Origin of the sequence: Paenibacillus sp. ISL-20, assembly GCF_018613005.1 — a bacterium.
Classification (GTDB): Bacteria; Bacillota; Bacilli; order Paenibacillales; family Paenibacillaceae; genus Paenibacillus_AQ.
On sequence record NZ_JAGGRD010000001.1, the window covers coordinates 180,128 to 200,838 of the forward strand.

The window sequence follows — 20,711 nt, forward strand, 5'->3', positions numbered from 1 at the left end:
TTATCTTAATGAACCAAAAAAAGTATACACCGGAGCGTCTTTTAGCTGATTCTATTATTTCTGCTTTTCATGCGGATGTAATGCTGAATTTTCATAACAGTAAAAATTATGCCAGCAATGGACAATTGCTTTCTACGACGTTGAATATTAATGATAAGAAAGTAAGAGAAAATAATGAATCGTTTATACTTTATGTAGATGCATTGGATAATCCACAACTTGATTTTTTTTACTATGAGGATGTGGGTTTGGATTCCAATCATAAACTATATCAAGTAGGAACAATTGAAGATATTTTTGGCGTCGAAGAGTTAGTATTTCGATTTATATATCATTATCTCAAAATAAATCCTGACGACTATTTTTGGGTTGCGGATTATGATTGGGTTTACAGTTGGGAAGACGTGCAACAATTAAAATCCCAACCATATGACTCAGATTGGTGTTATAAAAACCCTAGTGATAATTCTGGATAATTATATAAGTAACCAACATACAGAGGCTCATTCCATTTGAACGATGAGGAGGAATGAGCTTTTTTAACTGTCTACAATTATGAATCGCTTTACTCCATGGCCATTTTACTTTGTTCCCGGAACGAGCTCGGCGTTTGTCCGGTAATTTTTTTGAATAACATCGAGAAGTACTTATCGTTGCCGTAACCCACTTGAGAAGCAACCTCATGCACCGGCATTTCAGAATCTGCCAGCAGGCGCTTGGCCTCTTCAATCCGGCGGGATATCAAGTAATTGAAGGGGGAATCGCCGACTTCTTTTTTGAACAGATGGGATAAATAATGCTGACTGACATACATCGTATCGGCAATGTCCTTGAGACTGATGCTCTGGGTATAGTTGGTGTCGATAAAGTGTTTGGTCCGCAGCGCGATCTCGTTCTTGCCCTTCAAGGACTGGAATTGGTGCTTCACATCCACAATACGATAGATTACGGTAATCAATGACATCAGCAGGTTGGTGCTCAGCGTTTCATATCCCAGCACCTGAGAGTCACATTCACGGAGGATCTCGGAAAGATAGCTTTCCACTTTAAAGGCGTATTTCTCACAGGATATGACCGGCTCTACATAGGCCGGGAGCAGCATCCCCTGGGGAACCCCTTCAATGTGAAGCGAATCCACACCGCAGTAGATCACCTTAAAAGGCCCGTCCGTGATAGATCTCTCCTCGTGAGGAATGCCGGGGTTATAAATCGCGACATCGCCTTTGTGGAGTTCGTATATTTTTCCAGCAATAGTAAATTCTCCGCGTCCCTCTACTACATAGATGATCTCGCAGAAATCATGAATTTGCGGCGGTCCATAAAAGAAGTCCTCGTCCACGACCTGCCCGGCAAAGAGCAGCTGTGGATTTTTGATGAAGCGGAAGTGATCGCTTTTGCTATGCGAAATTTCGATCTTTGGCACGTTCTTGTCCCTCCTGGAAAGCAACATCCTCTACCTATTATAATGCATAACACCCTTCGATGCAGAAATCGTTTACATCCTTATCCGGAAAGGTTCACTGTCTTGCTGAAATTAAGATCCGATATAACAAAATAGTGGGTTATCTCTTGCACAGAATAATCTTACAATGATGTCATATTCCTAATAGGGAGGCGTGATTTACATGACAATTGAAAACGATTACAGATGGCGGGACGGATTTCCGAAAATCGGCATTCGCCCTACGATAGATGGAAGACGGAGAGGGGTACGGGAATCTCTCGAGGAACAGACCATGAATCTGGCTAAGGCTGTCGCCGAGATGTTGACCAGGGAGCTCAAATATCCGAACGGCGAGCCGGTTGAATGCGTGATTGCGGATACGTGCATTGGTGGTGTTGCCGAAGCGACTGCAGCCGCCAAAAAATTCAAGAATGCCGAGGTCGGCCTGACCATAACTGTTACGCCTTGCTGGTGTTACGGCACCGAGACGATGGATGTGGATCCTTCCCGTCCGAAGGCGGTATGGGGTTTCAACGGAACAGGACGTCCAGGGGCGGTTTACCTGGCCGCTGTATTGTCGGCCCATGCCCAGAAGGGGCTTCCTGCATTCGGCATCTATGGCGAAGACGTTCAGGATGAAGGGGATACCCAGATTCCGGATGACGTTCAAGAGAAACTTCTGCGTTTTGCACGGAGCGGCTTGGCTGCAGCGTATATGCGCGGACAATCGTATTTATCTATGGGCTCGGTGTCGATGGGCATCGCCGGCTCGATCGTGGACGACAGCTTCTTCCAGGAGTATCTGGGCATGCGGAATGAATATGTGGACATGAGCGAGTTTACCCGCCGCTTGGAAGAAGGCATTTATGACCCTGAAGAGTATGAGCAGGCGCTCGCTTGGGTGAAGGAGAACTGTACGGAAGGAGCGGATAACAATCCGGATCATCTACAGAACAGCCGGGAGCGCAAGGATCTGGAGTGGGAAACTGTTGTCAAAATGACGCTGATCACCCGCGATTTGATGATCGGCAATCCGCGTCTGAAGGAGCTTGGCTTCGAAGAGGAAGCTCAGGGCCACAGCGCAATCGCTTCCGGATTCCAAGGTCAGCGTCAGTGGACGGATCATTCCCCTAACGGAGACTTCCTGGAGACTATCCTCAACTCCTCCTTCGATTGGAACGGCAGACGTTCGCCATATATCGTGGCAACGGAGAATGACAGCCTGAACGGAGTCGGCATGTTGTTCGGATACTTGTTAACCAATACGGCACAGATTTTCGCGGATGTGCGGACGTACTGGAGTCCGGCTTCGGTAGAACGGGTTACCGGCTATAAGCTTGAAGGCAAAGCGGAGAACGGCATCCTGCATTTGATCAATTCCGGCTCGGCTGCGCTGGATGGAACGGGTGAACAGGAGATTGACGGCAAACCGGCCATGAAACCGTTCTGGGAGATCACGGATGAAGAGGTCGATCGCACGCTGAAGGCCACGCAATGGAGACCGGCTAACCTGGAGTATTTCCGGGGCGGCGGTTACTCGACTGACTACTTGACGCGTGGCGGCATGCCGATGACGATGTTCCGTCTTAACCTGGTAAAAGGACTTGGTCCCGTGCTGCAAATCGCTGAAGGTTATTCCGTGGACCTGCCGGCGGAGGTACACGATACGCTCGACAAGCGTACCGATCCAACATGGCCAACGACCTGGTTTGTACCGAATCTTACGGGACAGGGTGCGTTCTCAAGCGTTTATGAGGTCATGAACCAGTGGGGTGCTAACCATGGCGTGATCAGTTACGGACATATCGGAGCGGATCTGATCACCCTGGCTTCGGTTCTGCGTATTCCAGTCAACATGCATAATGTGACTGCCGAAGAGGTGTTCCGCCCGCGTGCATGGGGGATGTTCGGAACGACCGATCCGGAGAGCGCCGATTTCCGCGCTTGTCAGAACTTCGGTCCTCTGTATAAATAAGGTCAATCGAGAGGAGTAGGACATCATGCTGAATATGGAAACTAGAAACGAGCTCTGCAAGTATGCCAAAAAAATCGTCGACAGCGGACTCGTTGTAGGACCGGGAGGAAACATCAGCGCCAGAGCCGGGGACAAAATGTATTTGTCCCCGAGCGGTTTTGCGCTGGAGGAGATTGAACCGGAGCAATGGATTGAAGTGGATATCCCGACCGGCGATATTACCGATATAGGTTTACGACCTTCGTCCGAAGTGCTGATGCATCTGTATGGATACCGGAGCAACCCCGATATCGGGGCGATGGTGCATACACATCCATCCTATTGCATTGCCTTCACGTTGGTTGAGAAGGAACTGCCGGTGATGTTTCCCGACCAGGCGGCATTGGTTGGACGTACGGCCTATATCCCTTACATCATTCCAACGACAGATTTGCTGGCAGATGCCGTCGCGGAGAAAGTGACTTCGGCCAGTTCCATCCTGCTTGGTAATCATGGACTGGTCACAACCGGCCGGAATTTGCGTGAAGCGTATTACCGAACTCAGGTGGTTGAAGAGAGCGCCAAAATTTATCTGAGCGCCAAGGCAGCCGGCACACCGGTGCCGCTGACAGACCAGGAAGTGGATGATATCGCTGCACTGGAGAGCGAAGATTATCGTATTCAGCTTCTGCAGAAGATGAAATAGAAAGATTGTGGAACAGATCCGGTTGTTCAAACTCGGATCGATATAGTACTAAAGGTGAGAAAGGATGCGGCTTATGAGCAAATCATCTGCGGTGCTTGCGTTTGATTTGGGGGCCAGCAGCGGCCGGGCGCTGCTGGGCGAGATCACCTCTTCTGATCATGAATCACCCGGCACGCTAAAGATTACCGAGATTCACCGCTTTGCCAATATACCCGTCCAGATGGGAAAGCATTTGCACTGGAATTTCCCGATGCTGCTGCAGGAGGTTAAGCATGGCATCCGCAAAGCGTTCCAGGCCGGCTATCAACCGGTCAGTTATGGCATCGATTCATGGGGCGTCGATTATGGACTGATTGACCGTAATGGAGAGCTCATCGGAGTTCCTTATCATTACCGGGATCTGCGGACGGAAGGCATGGTGGAGGAAACCTGCGACCAGGTCGGCAGAGAACGTCTGTTTCAAGAAACCGGTCTGCAATTCATGCCGTTTAACACGATCTTCCAGTTAAATGCGATGCTGAAGTCAAAATCCCCGATGCTGGAAATTGCGGATAAGTTTCTGCTCACTCCGGATCTTCTGAACTATTTTCTGACGGGGGTCCAGGCGTGCGAGTTTACTATGGCAACCACTACTCAGCTATACCATGTTACTGAAGGCAAGTGGAATGAACCGTTAATGGAGGAGCTGGGGCTTCCCGCATCCCTGTTCATTGAACCTGTGCAGCCGGGAACCGTGATTGGAAGGCTGCAGGATACTGTGGCACAAGAGCTGGGCGTTCCGGCGATTAAAGCGATTGCTGTAGCATCGCATGATACGGAATCCGCCGTGGTAGCCGTTCCGGCGAACACATTCCGTTTTGCCTATCTTGTATGCGGAACCTGGTCACTTCTTGGAACCGAGCTTCCGGACCCGCTTGTCCATACAGACGTGCTGGAAGCAGACTTCTCCAATGAGGGTGGAGCTTATCAAACCTTTCAATTGCTGAAGAATATCATGGGCCTTTGGATTCTTCAGGAGTGCAAGCGGCAATGGGAGAATCAAGGATTAACGTATTCTTTTGCAGAGCTGGTTGAATTCGCACAGGATGCGGAATCGTTCCGCAGCTTCATAAATCCGGATGACCTGCGCTTCATGAATCCGGCGGATATGACGGCTGAAATTCGGGATTACTGCCGGGAGACAGGGCAACCTATTCCGCATAGCACCGGAGAGTATGTCCAGTGCATCCTGCAGAGCCTGGCCCTAAGATACCGTGAAGTGCTTGAGCGGATGGAGGTTCTTACAGGACAGTATTACGATGGGCTTCATATGGTTGGCGGCGGCATTCAAAACGAGCTGTTATGCCGGTATACGGCCAATGCCATGGGCCGTACGGTGTGGGCCGGACCGATTGAAGCAAGTGCGATCGGGAATATGCTGGTTCAATTTGTGGCGAATGGTACATTGCGCAATCGGGAAGAGGGAGTAGAACTCGTCAAGCGGTCTTTTCCGCTTGCCTGGTACGAGCCTGAGTCCAACGAGAATTGGGAGACAGCATTCCAACATTACAAGACCATTATCGAACAGCAGCAGGTTCAACAGTGAGGTTAAGTGATATTTTAGAGACTGACGGTCTCCTAACGTATCCAAGCCTTATATCTAAATCTGATAGAGAAGGATGTCATACCATGCTAAAAGGCATATCTCATTTGCTTTCGCCTGAGCTGCTGAAGATTCTGATGGAGATGGGTCACGCGGATGAAATTGTGCTCGGTGATGCCAATTTTCCGGCAGCCAGTCATGCCCAGCGGTTGGTACGGGCGGACGGACACGGGATTCCTGCGTTATTAAATGCGATATTGCCGTTATTCCCGCTGGATACGTATGTTGAGTCCCCGGTAGCGCTGATGGCTGTGATGCCGGGGGATACCGTGGAAACTCCGATCTGGGGTGAATACCGTGAGATCGTTCAGCAGTTTCACAGCGTCCCCATAGAATTTGATGAGGTAGAGCGATTCTCGTTCTATGAACGGGCGAAGAAAGCTTATGCCATCGTGTCGACAGGTGAAAAGGCGCTATATGCAAATGTGATCCTCAAAAAAGGCGTTGTCATTTAATTATGCTAAAGACCCCCCGCTGCCTGAACGCAGTGGGGGGTCTTTGTGTGTTTTAAGCCACCACCTGAACGGTGAGGTATAAAACCTCCAGCAAGATCGGTGTGCCGGCCAGGAGTACATCGCCGGGAGAATACAAGGTTAGTGCTTCCGGCGTGAGGGTGTATATTCGGCCTTCCTGAATCATGCCGTTGATATAAACCGTGGAGGTGGTGTTCGGACCGACCTCAATGCTCCGAAATGTATGGTTTCCGTCATCATCCGTAAATTGCTGGGCAGATATGACAAAGGGAGCATCCAGATTAACTTCGGACATCAAGACGTAAAAATAACGAAGCGTGGTCGGCATTACAATGATCTCCGGCACAATCACGCTACCGGGTAATCCTTGGATGCCTGGCACCCCGGGAATGCCTTGAATGCCTGAAGAGCCCTGAGGACCTTGGCTTCCTGGTAGTCCGGGTGTTCCAGGGAAACCTGCAGGACCGTTTGCCCCTTGAGGTTTTTGCTGGACAGACAGATGAGTGGATCTGGAGTGGCGTTTCCATTTTCTGTTACCTGGTGACACGATATGTTTGCACTTGCTCTTCTTAAAACTTCTGCGCTTCGGATGTCTGGCAGGCTTTAGCTTAGGACACCGTTTTCGTTTGATCAAGGGAGTTTTCAGTCTTTTCACCGTCCCGGATGAATGGTATGTACTTAGTTTGTGTCATTTGAGGGAGAATGGAGTGGACATTTATCCTTCCTTCAGGGATAATTCGACCAGATCATTGGTGATTACTCGTGTATGCAAACCTAAGCGAGCCAGACCATAATTGATGCCAGCGTTAAAAAAGCCTTGAATGAGCTTGCTAACTTATCAAAGCGAGTCGCCAACCGACGATAATGTTTTACTTTATTGAAGAAACATTCAATGAGATGCCGTTCTTTGTAAATTTCTTTATCCCATTTTCTTGGTTTGCGGCGATTTTTCTTACTGGGTATCACAGGTGTAGCTGATTGCTGCTCTAACAAATGAAGAATTTGATAGGTGTCGTACGCTCGATCAGCCAACACCTGTTTTTTCGTTAGATCCATCTGTTTTAACATTTCGTAGCCGGTTACCGAACCGTGGCATTGACCTCCTGTTAGCTTAAAGCGCAGGGGATTACCTAGAGCATCAACCACGGCGTGAATTTTGGTGGTTAGTCCGCCACGAGAACGCCCTATTGCTTGCTTGAGGCCCTCCTTTGCTCCCGATCCATGTTGGTGGACACGGACGATTGTCGCGTCAATCATGACGCTTTCCCAATCAGGTTCAATGGAGACATGCTCTAAGATTTTGTCCCAAATGCCGGCGATTTGCCAGCGGCGAAATCGGCTGTAAACGCTGGACCAAGAGCCGTAGTATTCCGGTAAATCCCGCCAAGGGGCACCGGTGCGTGCAATCCATAACATGGCATTCAGCATATGACGATGGTCTTTCGGGGGTCTCCCTCCTTGTGGTTTTCGTTCCGGTGGCAGTAGGTCCTTAATCTTTTCCCATTGGTCGTCACGTATTTCATATCGTCTCATCATACTTATTAATTACCCAAATTATGGGGTCACAGTTTGCATACAGGCCCTTTTGAAAATAATAGGGAGAATGCCAGAGTCAAAACCCATTTAATGATAATGTGGCAGAGCCATATTTTTGTATCCCAACAGAAGAGGAGTGATGATATGCCAGTAATCAAACCTATTATTACCGCTGTCGCAACAGTTCCCGTTGCAACAGGCGGAACGATCACCACAACGGTAACGCCAGCGGTAACCCGTTATTTTGCACTGATTGCTGAGGGGATGATTGGAGCAGACTCGATTACCATGCCGGCAACGAGTTTTGTCGATGATGCCGAAGCAGCCGTTCCCCGCGTTGACAGGTACAGAATACTTTAATGTGTATATTAACGGCATGCTTCAACAACTTGCTTTATCGACATTAACAACCGCCAGCTTAGTGCTTGATACTACGGATGTTCCAGTCGGGATACCGGTTTTATTGGAAATTGCCAGCTTCACAAATACAGCATCCACAACCACGACACTGCCGACGATATCGGCGCCAGTCATTACGATCATTAGTTAACAGCCAAGCAAAAGGGTTTCCCTGCTCAACATGAGAGGGGCAACCCTTATTATGTGATTTCTTAAACAAGGGATAATATCCTATTATTTTACTGTAAGATATTATCCTTGTAATAAATTACAAATATAGTATATTTGTAATATCTTGAAAGCTAGTTAGTTAGGACAAGCTCCTCTTACGCTATTTCTGAATTGAACCCGCTTACAGTGTTTTCGGCTTATGAAATGAAAGCTCCTACATCCAGCGTTTAATACACCTCGATCCTTCAGCACGGCAACACCTTTCATATATATGGATGAATTTCATGACTTGAAAGGAGGTGAACATTTATGTGTATTCTTCGTCATACTTCCTGTAACACAACGGAGCAATGCGGACGTGATAAATTTGGCGTTCGTCTTGAGGTATGGGACTGCGGCAATGGTTCCGAAGAGAGATATACTTGCGGCTGCTAACTTTTTATGAAAGCGCATGCATAAACAGCGGAACTCCTTGTTCCGCTGTTTATATTTAGCGCCGGTTCTCTGGTTTCTTATCACCGTTGAAGAGTGAGGTATCAATTATGATGACGGGTCCATTGCAATTGCAATATGAAAGAGAGACAGTGAACAGCGAAGAAGAACAGCAAGGAGCAGTGTTAGCAAGATATCAATGTCATCGGATGGGGGCTTGGTCTCCCTGGTTGTCGGGAAGGAGAATGAACCGTGTCCATGAGTGCGCTATGCCTAATGTATCTGAGCTTGATTTTTGTGTTTTCGGGAGTGTCGAAACTGTTGTCGTTAGCGGATTTCAGGATGACAATCGAACGATTGCAGCTGCCTGCAGGTCGCTTACCGATTGTACCTGTTCTCATTTGCACCGTTGAGATCGCAGCTGGGGCAGGTTTATTGTTTTCCTGGAGCAGAATACTTGCGCAAATCGCGATTTTTATTTTGCTGGCGGGGTTCGGCTACGCTGTTTACCAAGCCAGGGTCGTGCAGAAACAGGAGATAACGTGCAGTTGCTTCGGCTCATGGTCTAATGAGACCCTCGGCAGGAATACGGTTGTTAAAGTTGCATGCTTAGGTTTATTAAATGCGCTAATTTGGCTTTTTTCAGAACCCGTGAATCCACTCAGTATGCCGGTCCAAGAGGCGGTTCTCACCTTGCTGTCCTCAGTCGGGATTGCCGCTATTTCGTTAATCGCATTGAATGTTTATACTCTTGATTCCATACAGGCGAGGGGAGAATAAAATCTATGGATTTGATTACAACTGTACTCGTGATTCAATATGGCTTGATATTCAGTTTGGCCTTCTTCGTCATGAAGCTGTATCGGCATGTTCGAGAGTTGAAGTTGAGGCCGCAGGCAGCCGTAAGCGGTGATGAGGAACCGACCGTTCCGAAGGAGGGACTAGAGCTCGGCATGCAGATTCCCCGAACAACCTATGTGAGCATGAACGGGGACCCCCTTAATCTGTATGACGATAAGTCCAAAATCCTCCTGTTCACGATGAATCATTGCAATGCATGCAAGGAAACATACGGAGCCATCAAAACGTTCATGACATCGCATCCGGAACTTCCGATTACGTTGTTTCTGTACGCCCAGGATGCCGAGGAGGCTGCTGAAATGGCCAGTGCCAACGGATTAACGGATTTGCAGGTGGTCTGGGCTGATCGGGCTTTGATCGATTCGTTTAAGGTGAACCGGTTTCCGTTGGCGTTCTATTTATCTGAGGAGCAGATCGTGATCAACAAAAGCGTAACCAATTACTTGCATCATTTTGAACAAATGATCAAGCAGCTGCCGCAGGCAAAACCTTCAGCCCTTAACAAATCGGCTTAATGACGAAGGAGGCTCAAGGTTGTACAACATGAAATATGCAAACCTGATGTTTGAGGTTATGAAGCAGGTGTACCGTGTCTCACCACGCATGTTTACTAGATCTACGATGATATATTTACTCCAAGCTTTTCTGCCCATAGCACAGATTTACGTTACAGCTCAAGTCATAAACACCATTACCGGCGTTCTGACCCGGGGCGAAGCTCCAATCAACGCATTATATTGGCTGGTTCTTCAACTGATGGCTATGCTGATTGGCATTGTGCTGGCCTCCCTTCAAAAGTATACCGAGCGAAAGATGAATGCTTATGTCTCCTTCTGGTTTAACCTTCAGGTATCTGAGAAGTTAAGCAAGCTTCCGTTCGTATTCTTTGAATCTCCAGAAAGCTATGATAAGCTGCAGCGGGCTCTGCGCAATCTGAATATCTGCGGTATTAACATGGTGTTCTACATGTTCTCGATTGCACAGAGCGTCATTACGCTGGTCGGTTTGCTCATTCTATTGTTTAGCTTTCATTACATATTGCCTATTGTCATGCTGCTTCTGATCATACCACTGCTGATCATCCAGAAGAAAGAGGGCACTTCCCGATTCGTGGTGATCCATCAGCAGACCGCTTCTTCCAGGATGGCGGCGTATATGAACCAGTTGCTGCAGACGAAGGAAGCGGCCAAGGAAATCCGGCTGTTTCATGCTAAAGACTACTTATTGAACAAATGGCGGGGCATCTATTTTAAGAATACGTATGAAATGCTGGGCGTCGAACGGAAAAATATGAAGAATCGCCTGATCGTGGAATCGGCGGTTACGATTTTTTCTTTTAGTATTTTAGCTGTATTCATATGGATCGGCTCCCGCGTCAAACTAACCATCGGCAGCTATGTCGCGCTCTATCAAGCGGTACAGGACACCCGTTATTCCATACAAAACATCAGTCAGAACATCGGGCAAATCTATCATGACGGTTTGTTCATCCATGAACTGTTTGATTTTCTGGATACGCCGGTTCCGCAAACGGATCAAGCCCTGCCGATGGACACGCCTTTACGGGAAGGAATCGATGTGGAAGGCGTAACATTTCGATATCCGAATCAGGAACAGCCTGTTCTTGAGGATTTGACGATTCGCATCAAGCCCGGAGAGAAGGTCGCGATTGTCGGCGAGAACGGTGCGGGGAAGAGCACCCTCGTTAAAGTTATGCTGGGACTGTATGAACCGACGCATGGCGTCGTGCGTTATGACGGCGTCCCGATACAGGATTATGATCCTGCGAGCTTTCGCAGTAGAGTAACGGCGGTCTTTCAAGATTTTTACCGATATGAATTGACCCTTGAGGCCAACATAGCGCTGCGGGAGATTGATCCGGATGATCGTCAAGCGCATCGCCAATTGAATGATGCCATGGAAAAGGCATCGATGACCTCACTTGCGAAATCGCTGCAGGATGGTGTTACAACCCAGCTTGGAACGCGTTTCTCGGGAGGGCGTGAACTGTCTCAGGGCCAATGGCAGAAGGTAGCGATCGCCCGGGCGTTCTATCGGGATTTCGAAGTGATTTATCTGGACGAGCCGACAGCAGCAGTAGACCCGTTGACGGAATCCGCCATTTTCGAGAATCTGATGTCCATGACCGATGGCAAAACTGCCATATTCATATCCCACCGATTGGGAAGCTGCAGACATGCGGACCGCATTCTCGTTCTCAAGGATGGGAGAATCGTCGAAGAGGGAAGACATGAGGAGTTAATTGAGCAGGGTGCCCACTATGCCGAGATGTTCAACAAGCAGGCTCAATGGTATCGGTAGAATCGTACCTTAAGTTGAAGATTTCGAATGGGGACAGGAGCGGATCAAGAACTATTCTTGGTCCGCGTTTTGTGTTTCGTTGGCGATTAAAGAGATAGCAAGCATAGATCAGGGAAGACGGAAACATACAGGTACCGCTTGGATTACGCATAATAAGAGGAATTTTGTTCCTGAATTCCGAATTAAATAAGGATATAAACAGACTGGAGGCTAAAATATGAAACATTAATCCCCATCACCTACCATAAGGTCAGAAAGATAAGTAGTCAGGGGGACTATATAGGATCATGGATAAAAAAACATGGATTGTGGAAGCAACCATTTCGGATATGCAGCAGGCGATGGCAGAGGGTTGGATGACTTCAGTTGAGCTGGTTCAATTGTATCTGGAGCGGATCGGGTTATACGATGGAATTCTCCGTTCGGTTCTTGAAGTGAACCCTGAAGCGCTGCAAATTGCCGGGGAGTTGGATCGGGAGCGCAAAGACCAGGGAGCAAGAGGATTGCTGCACGGGATTCCCATCCTGCTCAAAGACAATATCGACACCGGGGATCGGCTGCATACGAGCGCCGGCTCCATCGCCCTTGCGGATTCGTTTGCCACGAAAGACTCTTTTGTTGCAGCGAAGCTGCGTAAGGCGGGTGCTGTTATTTTGGGTAAGAGCAATATGACCGAGTGGGCGAATTTCATGTCGTCGACGATGTGGGCTGGATATTCGTCAAGACATGGACTTACGTTAAATCCATACGGCCCTGGCGAAATGTTCATTGGAGGTTCAAGCTCAGGCTCCGGTGCTGCGGTGGCGGCGAATTTGGCTGCAGCGGCCATCGGGACGGAAACATCCGGATCGATTATCAGCCCTTCCAGCCAGAACAGTCTGGTTGGCATTAAGCCGACGATCGGACTGGTAAGCCGGTCAGGTATTATACCCATCACCCATACGCAGGATACGGCCGGTCCGATGACCAGAACGGTGGAAGATGCCGCAATTCTGCTTAGCGCGATCGCGGGAACCGATGATTTGGACGAAGTGACCAAGATAGATCCTCAAAATAGGGTGGAGGACTACACGAAGTTTCTGGATTCGAGTTATTTGAAGAAAGCTCGAATCGGGATTCCCCGATACTACTATAAGCACCTGGATCGGGATAGACTAAATATTGTAGAGTCCGCCATTGAAGTGCTGCGGGATCAAGGAGCCACTATTATTGATCCGGTGGAGCTGCCTTGCCAGGATACCAAGTGGGATGCCAATGTCCTTCGCTATGAGTTCAAGAAATATGTCAATGATTATTTGGCGAACCTAGACGCGTCTCTGCCGGTTCATTCGTTGGCTGAAGTTATCGCTTATAATGAGGCACACGCCGATGCTGCCTTGAAATATGGACAGGGGACATTGATTTGGGCCGAGGAGACGAGCGGTACGCTAACCGAAGCAGAGTATCTTGAGAGCAAGCAGAAGAATAAAGAAATGGCGGGAACGAGAGGGATTGACCATGTTCTGCAGACATATCAGCTGGACGCCCTGCTGTTTCTGGGTAATGAATATGGACCAGATTTGGCTGCCCGGGCAGGGTATCCATCGGTTACCGTTCCCGGCGGTTATGCCGAGAATGGCGTCATTGCACCTGGAGGCTATATTACGAAGGGACCACAGGGCATTACGTTAATCGGGACGGCATATAGCGAGTCCGTACTGATCCAATTAGCTTACGGCTTTGAGCAGGCTACCCAGCATCGGGTTCCACCAAAGCTTTCATCCCAGTCATCAGAGTAAAAGAGAGGTGAAGTTCCATCATGCCGCGCAATTTGGAGTATGTTCCTTACGGTTACGAGCCTCCGAAGCCGACAACCAAAGGGACCTTAATATTCTACGACCTCTTCGAGCAGATCCAGAAGGATTTGGAGCAGGCTGCTGCCATTTTAGAAGAACGGTCATTTGTAAAATTGGTGCTGTATCCGCTGCATGAAGAGACGGCCAGGCGGATGTTCAAGGAGCCGGTTAGCCCTTATTACAAGCGGGAGAAACAGCTTCAGGAATGGATAGAGGAGCATGAAGGATCATCGGTTGTGATTGAACCCTTCGAGTCGAAACGGAAAAAATACACACCGATCGATACCGCGCTTCGTCATCTGGTAGAGAAATACGGAAGTCCCCATTTTCTTATACTGACACCTGAGATGGCCAATGTGTTTGCATCTTTTTCTTCATTCGAGGAATGGATCGTGAAGCTGAGGCTGATTTTGTTGTCCGAGCCGCCGCAGCTTCATCCGCGATTGGAGAAATTTCGCCATCGTTGGGATGTCGCGGGGGAGAAGCGGGAAGATCACTAGAATATAAAAAAATGCCCGATTGTAGATTCACCTACAGTCGGGCATTTTCTATTATGTAGTAGCATTCGTATAAATGGAAAGGACTGCGCCCGAGGGGAACAGTCCTATGTTAATCCGTGTGCAGACCGTTAAATCTCATCGATTCAGGTCCCTACGCGGGTAAGTTTACTTATGATCTTGCGCACGCTTTCTCCAGACAGGAAGTAGGTCCGTTCCAATTCCTCAATGGACCGTCCTTTGCAGTAAGCGCGATACATTTCTTTATTTCGACTTTCGATGCGTTGTTTGGAACCGCTTAACTCTCCCCAGCCGGCTCTTTGCTCGCTCTGTTTCGGTATGTAGAGTAATTCTCCATCTATATACTGTTGAATTTGCTGCAGCAGCTCGGGGGGAAGCACTTCTCTTCCGTTCTTGTAATGGCCCATCGATGCCCTCCTCTTTCTGTATACATATTTAAGCTATCGTTGAGTTTCAAAACAATTGCATTGATCATGCTTGCCCTCCTCCTTTCGTGATATTGGTTTTTTTGGGTTTTTAGATTTTTGGATTTAAAAATAGATATAGGGAGCCCGCAGCGGGCTCCCATTTAACGGATATTCGCTTTACGCGAATACCACCTCACGGATCTGAATCATTGCAATCAGCCTCCTTTCAGCTCATTTCGTCGGCCCCGACTTCTATATTAAGCCATATGTAGGTGGAAATTTGCAAGAGATAAAACAATATTAATTGTTTTTTACCAAAATTCATGGGGTGAATGATCTGTGAAAAGCCCGAAGGGCTCATAGGGGATTTTGATGGTGTGTGACAGGATTATATAATATAGTTACTTCAGAATGCAAAAAAAAGAAGGAGCTTTCGTGTATGTCCAATCACGATCCGCATATTCAGGAGTTAATTACGCTGAAAACGATCGCAGAAACGTTGAACGAGTCCAACGAGCTTGCTCCCATGCTGGACGTTGTTATTGCCAAGCTACTGGAGCTAACGGGACTTACGACCGGCTGGCTGTTCCTGGTGGAAGATCGGGGAACGCATGAATTCGTAGCCAGCCGGAATTTGCCGCCTGCTCTGAACCGGGATGATAACGAACCCATGAGATGTGGCAGCTGCTGGTGCCTGGAGCGTTACGATGACGGACGCTTGAAAAATGCAGTGAATATTTTGAATTGCAAACGTCTGGATAACGCCGTTCGGTATCAGTGGGGCGATACGGAGGGCATAACCCACCATGCAACCGTTCCGCTGCGATCCGGCAGCCGCAGGTTCGGCGTACTGAATGTGGCTGCGCCCGGGAAGCTGCATTTCACCAAAGAGGAACTGGCACTGCTGGAATCGGTAGCCTACCAAATCGGCAGCGCCATTGAGCGCATGCGGCTGTACGCAGCTGAGCAGCGCCGCGCGGATTTGTTTGCCCGGCTTGGGGAATATAGCAGTGCTCTCGGTGCTTATGCTTCCCAGGCGGTTAACCGGGCCGAATTAACGAAGCAAGTCATGAGTTTAATGGGACGTTACTTTGACTGGCCGGTTGCCGTATTACTGGAGCCTATCGGTAATGAAATGACACTGCGTGCCCTATACAGCGGAGGGCAGACGACGCTGCCCCATGCTCAATTTCCACTTCCTGAAACCGCACGAATCCGCTCTGGCAAGGGAAAGGTCTCTGCGGATCCGGTCAGTGCCGAAAACGCGCAGCGGCTTGCGGATTTATTGGTTGAACAGGGATGGATATCCTCCATCACCCGAGCGGTTGCGGTTCCGCTGGCGGCTGCCGGAGACACCTTTTTTGGACTGCTTTTGATAGGGTACGATCATTACGGGGATGCGTACCGGGCGGATATGGAGGTGATCGAGGCACTGGCTGAACATATCGGCATAACCCTTCAGCGCATCCGTCTGGAGGAGAACCGGCGGGAGCTCGCAAGAATGGATGAACGAAATCGTCTAGCCCGAGACCTGCACGACTCGGTAAGTCAAACCCTGTTCTCGTTAGTCATGATGTCCAAGGGGGTGGGGGGAATGCTTGCCGTGGAGCCGCATGAGCAGAAAAGCATGCTGCAGGATACCATCCATGATATACAGTTTTTATCGCAAAGCGCGCTTAAGGAAATGCGGGAACTGATCATGCAGCTTCGCCCACCCGGACTTGAGGAAGGGCTTATGACAGGCCTTAAACAATACGGCGAACGTTTGAAGCTTCATGTAAGTTCACATATCAGCGGGATACAGGACCTGCCCCGGATCGTGGAAGAAGCCTTGTGGAGGATCGGTCAAGAGGCGCTGAATAATGTAAGCAAGCATGCGGATACGAAGGAAGTAACGGTAGTATTAACCCTGCAGGAAAATGATGTTGAACTTCGGATCGAAGATCATGGCCGCGGGATTACCAAGCAACGATTGAACGAGCTGACGCGGGATTCGATTGGGTTGTCGAGCATGCGGGAACGAGCCGAATCGCTCGGAGGACAATTCCGTCTCTACAGTGTGTACAGAGAGGGAACCATCATTGAGGTTTTGCTGCCCTTAAGGGTGAGATCAACAGAGAAGGGGGGGATAACGGATGATCCGATTGTTGATCGCTGACGATCATGCCATGGTACGCCGGGGATTGCAGGTTTTTCTGGCTACGCAGCCGGATATCGAGATGGTTGGTGAAGCAGCGAATGGCGAGGAGACGTTGGAGACGGCCAAACATCTAAATCCCGATGTCGTATTAATGGATCTGAATATGCCAATCCTCAATGGAATTGATACGACCGCACGGTTAAAAAAGGAACAGCCTCATATTAAAGTCATCGTGCTGACCTCGTTTATCGATTATGACCATGTTCTGCCAGCCATTCGGGCAGGCGCACGCGGCTATCTTCTTAAGGATATCGAGCCTGAGGATCTGGTGGCTGCGATCAGGCGCGTGTATGAAGGCCAAGTTGAACTGCACCCGGATGCGGCAGGCCTGCTTATGACGCATGTTACATCGCCGGCGGGAGCAGATGAGACCAGCGGGTCCGGCCATCAGGAAGAGGCTGCGCAGTTGGATAAACTAACCCGCCGGGAGCAGGAGGTACTGCAACTGATTGCATCGGGCATGAACAACAGGGAAATCAGCGAAGCGCTTTACATCACCGAGAAGACGGTTAAAACCCATGTCAGCCATCTGCTCGATAAGCTGGGGGTTGCCGACCGGACACAGGCGGCCATTTATGCGCTCAAGCATGGAATCGTATGAGGATTGCTGTATTTGGCGTACATAACGATCATATCTAAGACTATAGTTGTAGAAGCTCTCAGCCGAAGGCAGGAGAGCTTTTGCTCGTAAAATCACTCCAAATGTTGACGATTTCCATGGCTTGCCTCCTCTACAATGGACTTAACAAAACATTCAATACCAATAAGGGAGGCAGTACCATGAAGATCGTGATTATAGCTGGCAGTAATCGCAAGGAAGCAACAAGTACCGTTCTGGCCAAAGCCCTGGAAGCGCAAATGAATACGTTGTTCGTGGAAGTGAAGCTGTTTAACCTGTATGAAACACCGCTCCCGTTCTATTCACCAGACGAGATATTCAATCGCCATGATGGCGTGCGCGAGCTGCAGCGTCTGTTAATGGAGGCGGATGGCATTATTTTGACGACACCAGAGTACCACGGAGGGATGAGCGGAGTCCTGAAGAACGCTTTGGATCATTTGGGACAGATGCATTTCTCAGGTAAACCGGTTCTATCGGTAAGCTCGGCGGGAGGGGCGGTCGGTGTGAGTTCACTGCAGCAAATGCAGGCTACCATACGCAATTTGCACGGGATTAATAGTCCGGAATGGATCTCCATTGGTGGTTCTCAGCGGACCATTTACGAATCCGAAGCGGCAGAAGGCACGATTGTACTGGATTATCGGGCTAAAGAGGCGCTATCCATCTTTATGGAGCTGGTCAAGAAGGTCAGCGGTAAAGAGGAGGTTGAAACCTCATGATCACTCATTTTGCCGGATTGAAATTAAAAACGGTCTCCATTCAGGGAGTGAAACAATTTTACAACGGACTGCTTCATTTCCCGATTGCAAGCGAAAGTGAGGTTGAGATCGTATTCCAGCCTACACCGGATTTCACGCTCGCTTTTGAAGAAGCGTATGAATCTATAGCTCCTGCCCATATCGCGTTTGAAGTGCCTTATTCCCAGTTTGAATCCATAATCCAGAAGCTCGCAGAGCAGGTACCTCTGTTGAAATGGCCTGATGGGAAAGTGGTCGAACACTTCGATTCCGGTGTGAATGTGTACTTCAAGGATGGCGATGGAAACTTGCTTGAGTTTATCGCGCACGATGATCTGAAGGAAGGGGTACTGGCACCGAACGGCACCTATGGTATCCTGTACTTGCGGGAGGTGGGATTGCCTGTAGAGGATCCGGTAGCCGCAAGATTATGGATGAAGCGGACGCTCGGTTTAACGATCGCCAAGGAGTCGGAGCAATTCGCTTTTGCCATTGGAGGAACAGCCCATGCCGTCGTTGTATCAACAAAGCGCAAATGGATTCCGATTTCGATGTATGCGCTGGCACCAACCCTGGAGATAACTTATGGAGTAACCGATGAACGGTTTCTGGACCGGGTTCGTTCCATTCTGGATCGGCGGATGATGGTTTCGGATAACGAGGATGGTTTGCATTTTAGAATGTATGGTTACAGCATCCGCTTGAAGATCACAAGCTTCCCCAAAGACATTGCAGCCAGGCTGAATCTGCCGAGTGCAATCGAAGGGAAGGAGGTGAATTCGGTCATTAGTGACCGGTTTTTGGAGGATGGTCTTACAGCCTTGAGCCGCGGCGGCGAGGTTGGCTGATTTGAAGGACATGTTGGCGGAGCGTATTTGGCAGCTTATTACATGCAGAAGGAGTTTGATCTGCCGCAAGATGTACTGCAGGGGTTGGCTGCCAATTGCCAGTACTTGCGCAGTCAGCATGAAGATTGGTTCGAGCCCTATCCTCCTGAGCCTGCGCAGCCTGAATTAATGAATCAATTGATGGAAGGACTGCTGCCTAATCTGACGAATTTGAGCACCTCCGGACATGGTGTTACCCTGGCCGTCTTGGGACTGAAAGCATTGCGTGACCGTCCGGATTTACTGACGCCATCTATCGTGAGAGGCTTACTCAAGCTGATGGAGGATGCAGCAGTCGAACACAAGCTTGCTAGGTATTACGAAATCGATGATTATACCAAGCTGGATCGATCGGAAATCACACTCTCGGAAATACCGCCATACCGGAATGCATCCGATCTGGCCAGTCGTGCCTTATCCGAGCTGGATCATGTGCTGCCAGATCAACACGTTGAAGAGAAGTACTACTTTTTTGCAGGTGAGCTTGAGCATGGCATTACCCACGCCCACGCATTGATTGAGCTGGAACGGCTCGGATATGCCCAGCTTGCCAAGCTTGGTCAAAGCAATCATCGGCTGCAAATGAAACTCAACCGTTTAAAGCCACAAGCGCTTGCGAAACAGGGGGTTCAGGCACCTAAAGAAGCTTCGGTTATGGATTCGGCCTATTGGAGTAAACGGTATGAAGATCCGCATGCCATCAAAGTGCCTTATGCCGCACTCGCTCTCCTCCAATATGTGCCGCCTGAACAAAGAGAAGGCATGGAGCGCGATGTGTGTAAGCTGCTCTCGTTGATGAAGTAGGACAAAGGACATTTTGACATTGGTAAAATATGGTGTTAGGCTAAAAATTAGTTGTTAAAAATAGATTGAAATATGCTAAGAAGGCATAGAACTGGAGGGTATCATGAAAGTCGCAATCGTTGTAGGAAGCATTAGAAAAGAGTCGTACAATATGAAACTGGCGGAATATTTGAAGCAGCGGTACTCGGATCAGATCACGTTTGAAATCCTGGGGCTTCGTGATCTTCCGTTTTACGATCAAGACATTGAATTGGACCCGCCTGCGGTTGTCAAGGATTTCAAGGAGCGGATAGCAGCCGCTGATGCGGTATTGTGGATTACGCCGGAGTATAATTACTCCATACCGGGCGTGCTTAAGAACGCGCTCGATTGGTTATCGCGAGTCGATAAGGTCATGAACGGAAAGCCTTCATGGATCATGGGGGCGTCGATGGGACAGCTTGGAACGGTTCGCGCTCAAGAGCATCTCCGGGATATTCTGTTTTCTGTTGGCATTACTTCGCCGCTGCTCCCGAACAATGAAGTATACATCGGTGCAGTACACGAGAAGATGGATGAGGCTGGCAAGTTAATCCATGAGCCAACAATCGGTTTCCTCGATATTGTGGTGAACAATTTCATTACGTGGATGAACACCCGCAAATAAATATGAAGTCATGGAGCCCTTTGGCAGTTGCCTGCCAAAGGGCTTTTCCTGTATATTCACCTCGTAACACGATAGAACCTAAGCATATGGGATTTGCTTATGAACGGGGGAGGCT

The 20,711-nt window shown here is 48.9% G+C and carries 20 protein-coding genes and 1 pseudogene; 17 read left to right on the forward strand and 4 right to left on the reverse strand.

Annotated features, from left to right (window positions below; genetic code table 11):
- Positions 1-8: 8 nt before the first annotated feature.
- Positions 9-476, forward strand: coding sequence for a hypothetical protein (locus J7E85_RS00835; RefSeq protein WP_251035357.1), 468 nt, complete (start codon positions 9-11; stop codon positions 474-476).
- An 89-nt stretch (positions 477-565) separates the two neighbouring features.
- On the opposite strand, the gene J7E85_RS00840 is transcribed toward J7E85_RS00835, so the two are convergent.
- Positions 566-1,423 (reverse strand): AraC family transcriptional regulator, encoded by an 858-nt coding sequence (locus tag J7E85_RS00840; RefSeq protein ID WP_215154024.1) that lies wholly within the window; start codon positions 1,421-1,423, stop codon positions 566-568.
- A gap of 202 nt (positions 1,424-1,625) precedes the next feature.
- Between J7E85_RS00840 and J7E85_RS00845 the strand changes: the two genes are divergently transcribed.
- The 4 genes from J7E85_RS00845 to fucU all read left to right on the forward strand — a co-directional run bounded on the left by J7E85_RS00845 (position 1,626) and on the right by fucU (position 6,201).
- Positions 1,626-3,419 carry an L-fucose isomerase gene (locus J7E85_RS00845; protein ID WP_215154026.1) on the forward strand — a complete coding sequence of 598 codons (1,794 nt, stop codon included), beginning with the start codon at positions 1,626-1,628 and terminating at the stop codon, positions 3,417-3,419.
- 25 nt (positions 3,420-3,444) lie between these two features.
- Complete coding sequence (locus tag J7E85_RS00850; RefSeq protein ID WP_215154033.1) at positions 3,445-4,104, forward strand: class II aldolase/adducin family protein; 660 nt, start codon at positions 3,445-3,447, stop codon at positions 4,102-4,104.
- Between the two features lie 73 nt (positions 4,105-4,177).
- Positions 4,178-5,689, forward strand: coding sequence for a rhamnulokinase (locus tag J7E85_RS00855; protein ID WP_215154035.1), 1,512 nt, complete (start codon positions 4,178-4,180; stop codon positions 5,687-5,689).
- An 83-nt stretch (positions 5,690-5,772) separates the two neighbouring features.
- Entirely contained in the window at positions 5,773-6,201 is a 429-nt protein-coding gene (gene fucU, locus J7E85_RS00860) for an L-fucose mutarotase (protein WP_215154037.1), read from the forward strand.
- A 52-nt stretch (positions 6,202-6,253) separates the two neighbouring features.
- Here fucU and J7E85_RS34720 read toward each other — a convergent pair whose 3' ends face one another.
- Together J7E85_RS34720 and J7E85_RS00870 are read right to left on the reverse strand one after the other, a co-directional pair.
- Positions 6,254-6,766, reverse strand: a complete 513-nt coding sequence (locus tag J7E85_RS34720) for a DUF4183 domain-containing protein (protein WP_353049443.1) — start codon at positions 6,764-6,766, stop codon at positions 6,254-6,256.
- 227 nt (positions 6,767-6,993) lie between these two features.
- Entirely contained in the window at positions 6,994-7,752 is a 759-nt protein-coding gene (locus tag J7E85_RS00870) for an IS5 family transposase (RefSeq protein ID WP_215154597.1), read from the reverse strand.
- Between the two features lie 147 nt (positions 7,753-7,899).
- On the opposite strand from J7E85_RS00870, the pseudogene J7E85_RS00875 reads away from it, so the two are divergent.
- From J7E85_RS00875 to J7E85_RS00900, 6 genes and pseudogenes are all read left to right on the forward strand, one after another.
- Positions 7,900-8,305: pseudogene (locus J7E85_RS00875) on the forward strand (DUF4183 domain-containing protein).
- A 710-nt stretch (positions 8,306-9,015) separates the two neighbouring features.
- Complete coding sequence (locus tag J7E85_RS00880) at positions 9,016-9,537, forward strand: MauE/DoxX family redox-associated membrane protein (protein WP_251035387.1); 522 nt, start codon at positions 9,016-9,018, stop codon at positions 9,535-9,537.
- 5 nt (positions 9,538-9,542) lie between these two features.
- Positions 9,543-10,133: a hypothetical protein gene (locus J7E85_RS00885; protein WP_215154040.1), complete on the forward strand. Its 591-nt coding sequence runs from the start codon at positions 9,543-9,545 to the stop codon at positions 10,131-10,133.
- 28 nt (positions 10,134-10,161) lie between these two features.
- Positions 10,162-11,940, forward strand: coding sequence for an ABC transporter ATP-binding protein (locus J7E85_RS00890; RefSeq protein ID WP_215154598.1), 1,779 nt, complete (start codon positions 10,162-10,164; stop codon positions 11,938-11,940).
- 287 nt (positions 11,941-12,227) lie between these two features.
- On the forward strand, positions 12,228-13,718 hold the full coding sequence (locus tag J7E85_RS00895) for an amidase family protein (protein ID WP_215154042.1): 1,491 nt from the start codon (positions 12,228-12,230) through the stop codon (positions 13,716-13,718).
- 20 nt (positions 13,719-13,738) lie between these two features.
- Entirely contained in the window at positions 13,739-14,275 is a 537-nt protein-coding gene (locus J7E85_RS00900) for a hypothetical protein (protein WP_215154047.1), read from the forward strand.
- A 143-nt stretch (positions 14,276-14,418) separates the two neighbouring features.
- Here J7E85_RS00900 and J7E85_RS00905 read toward each other — a convergent pair whose 3' ends face one another.
- Positions 14,419-14,700, reverse strand: a complete 282-nt coding sequence (locus J7E85_RS00905) for a CD3324 family protein (protein ID WP_006211013.1) — start codon at positions 14,698-14,700, stop codon at positions 14,419-14,421.
- 439 nt (positions 14,701-15,139) lie between these two features.
- Here J7E85_RS00905 and J7E85_RS00910 point away from each other — a divergent pair, with 439 nt between their 5' ends.
- The 6 genes from J7E85_RS00910 (at position 15,140) to J7E85_RS00930 (ending at position 20,596) form a co-directional block, all read left to right on the forward strand.
- Entirely contained in the window at positions 15,140-16,858 is a 1,719-nt protein-coding gene (locus J7E85_RS00910) for a GAF domain-containing sensor histidine kinase (RefSeq protein WP_215154048.1), read from the forward strand.
- On the forward strand, positions 16,836-17,501 hold the full coding sequence (locus J7E85_RS00915) for a response regulator (RefSeq protein WP_213644340.1): 666 nt from the start codon (positions 16,836-16,838) through the stop codon (positions 17,499-17,501). The genes J7E85_RS00910 and J7E85_RS00915 overlap by 23 nt, the downstream gene beginning before the upstream one ends.
- A gap of 179 nt (positions 17,502-17,680) precedes the next feature.
- Positions 17,681-18,241, forward strand: a complete 561-nt coding sequence (locus J7E85_RS00920) for an NADPH-dependent FMN reductase (RefSeq protein ID WP_215154049.1) — start codon at positions 17,681-17,683, stop codon at positions 18,239-18,241.
- Entirely contained in the window at positions 18,238-19,107 is an 870-nt protein-coding gene (locus J7E85_RS33770; RefSeq protein ID WP_251035359.1) for a VOC family protein, read from the forward strand. The genes J7E85_RS00920 and J7E85_RS33770 overlap by 4 nt, the downstream gene beginning before the upstream one ends.
- 27 nt (positions 19,108-19,134) lie before the next feature.
- Positions 19,135-19,950, forward strand: coding sequence for a hypothetical protein (locus J7E85_RS33775; protein WP_251035360.1), 816 nt, complete (start codon positions 19,135-19,137; stop codon positions 19,948-19,950).
- A 103-nt stretch (positions 19,951-20,053) separates the two neighbouring features.
- A complete protein-coding gene (locus J7E85_RS00930; RefSeq protein WP_076321982.1) occupies positions 20,054-20,596 on the forward strand; it encodes an NADPH-dependent FMN reductase in 543 nt (180 codons plus the stop codon).
- Positions 20,597-20,711: the final 115 nt, after the last annotated feature.

Excerpts from the sequence above, each read along its gene's own strand:
- fucU (WP_215154037.1), top strand. The coding sequence starts at position 5,773 with ATGCTAAAAGGCATATCTCATTTGCTTTCGCCTGAGCTGCTGAAGATT.
- J7E85_RS00870 (WP_215154597.1), bottom strand. The coding sequence starts at position 7,752 with ATGAGACGATATGAAATACGTGACGACCAATGGGAAAAGATTAAGGAC.
- J7E85_RS00855 (WP_215154035.1), top strand. The coding sequence starts at position 4,178 with ATGAGCAAATCATCTGCGGTGCTTGCGTTTGATTTGGGGGCCAGCAGC.
- J7E85_RS00835 (WP_251035357.1), top strand. The coding sequence starts at position 9 with ATGAACCAAAAAAAGTATACACCGGAGCGTCTTTTAGCTGATTCTATT.
- J7E85_RS00895 (WP_215154042.1), top strand. The coding sequence starts at position 12,228 with ATGGATAAAAAAACATGGATTGTGGAAGCAACCATTTCGGATATGCAG.
- J7E85_RS00880 (WP_251035387.1), top strand. The coding sequence starts at position 9,016 with ATGAGTGCGCTATGCCTAATGTATCTGAGCTTGATTTTTGTGTTTTCG.
- J7E85_RS00850 (WP_215154033.1), top strand. The coding sequence starts at position 3,445 with ATGCTGAATATGGAAACTAGAAACGAGCTCTGCAAGTATGCCAAAAAA.
- J7E85_RS33770 (WP_251035359.1), top strand. The coding sequence starts at position 18,238 with ATGATCACTCATTTTGCCGGATTGAAATTAAAAACGGTCTCCATTCAG.
- J7E85_RS00930 (WP_076321982.1), top strand. The coding sequence starts at position 20,054 with ATGAAAGTCGCAATCGTTGTAGGAAGCATTAGAAAAGAGTCGTACAAT.
- J7E85_RS00885 (WP_215154040.1), top strand. The coding sequence starts at position 9,543 with ATGGATTTGATTACAACTGTACTCGTGATTCAATATGGCTTGATATTC.
- J7E85_RS00905 (WP_006211013.1), bottom strand. The coding sequence starts at position 14,700 with ATGGGCCATTACAAGAACGGAAGAGAAGTGCTTCCCCCCGAGCTGCTG.
- J7E85_RS00915 (WP_213644340.1), top strand. The coding sequence starts at position 16,836 with ATGATCCGATTGTTGATCGCTGACGATCATGCCATGGTACGCCGGGGA.
- J7E85_RS00845 (WP_215154026.1), top strand. The coding sequence starts at position 1,626 with ATGACAATTGAAAACGATTACAGATGGCGGGACGGATTTCCGAAAATC.
- J7E85_RS00920 (WP_215154049.1), top strand. The coding sequence starts at position 17,681 with ATGAAGATCGTGATTATAGCTGGCAGTAATCGCAAGGAAGCAACAAGT.
- J7E85_RS00910 (WP_215154048.1), top strand. The coding sequence starts at position 15,140 with ATGTCCAATCACGATCCGCATATTCAGGAGTTAATTACGCTGAAAACG.
- J7E85_RS00900 (WP_215154047.1), top strand. The coding sequence starts at position 13,739 with ATGCCGCGCAATTTGGAGTATGTTCCTTACGGTTACGAGCCTCCGAAG.
- J7E85_RS00890 (WP_215154598.1), top strand. The coding sequence starts at position 10,162 with ATGAAATATGCAAACCTGATGTTTGAGGTTATGAAGCAGGTGTACCGT.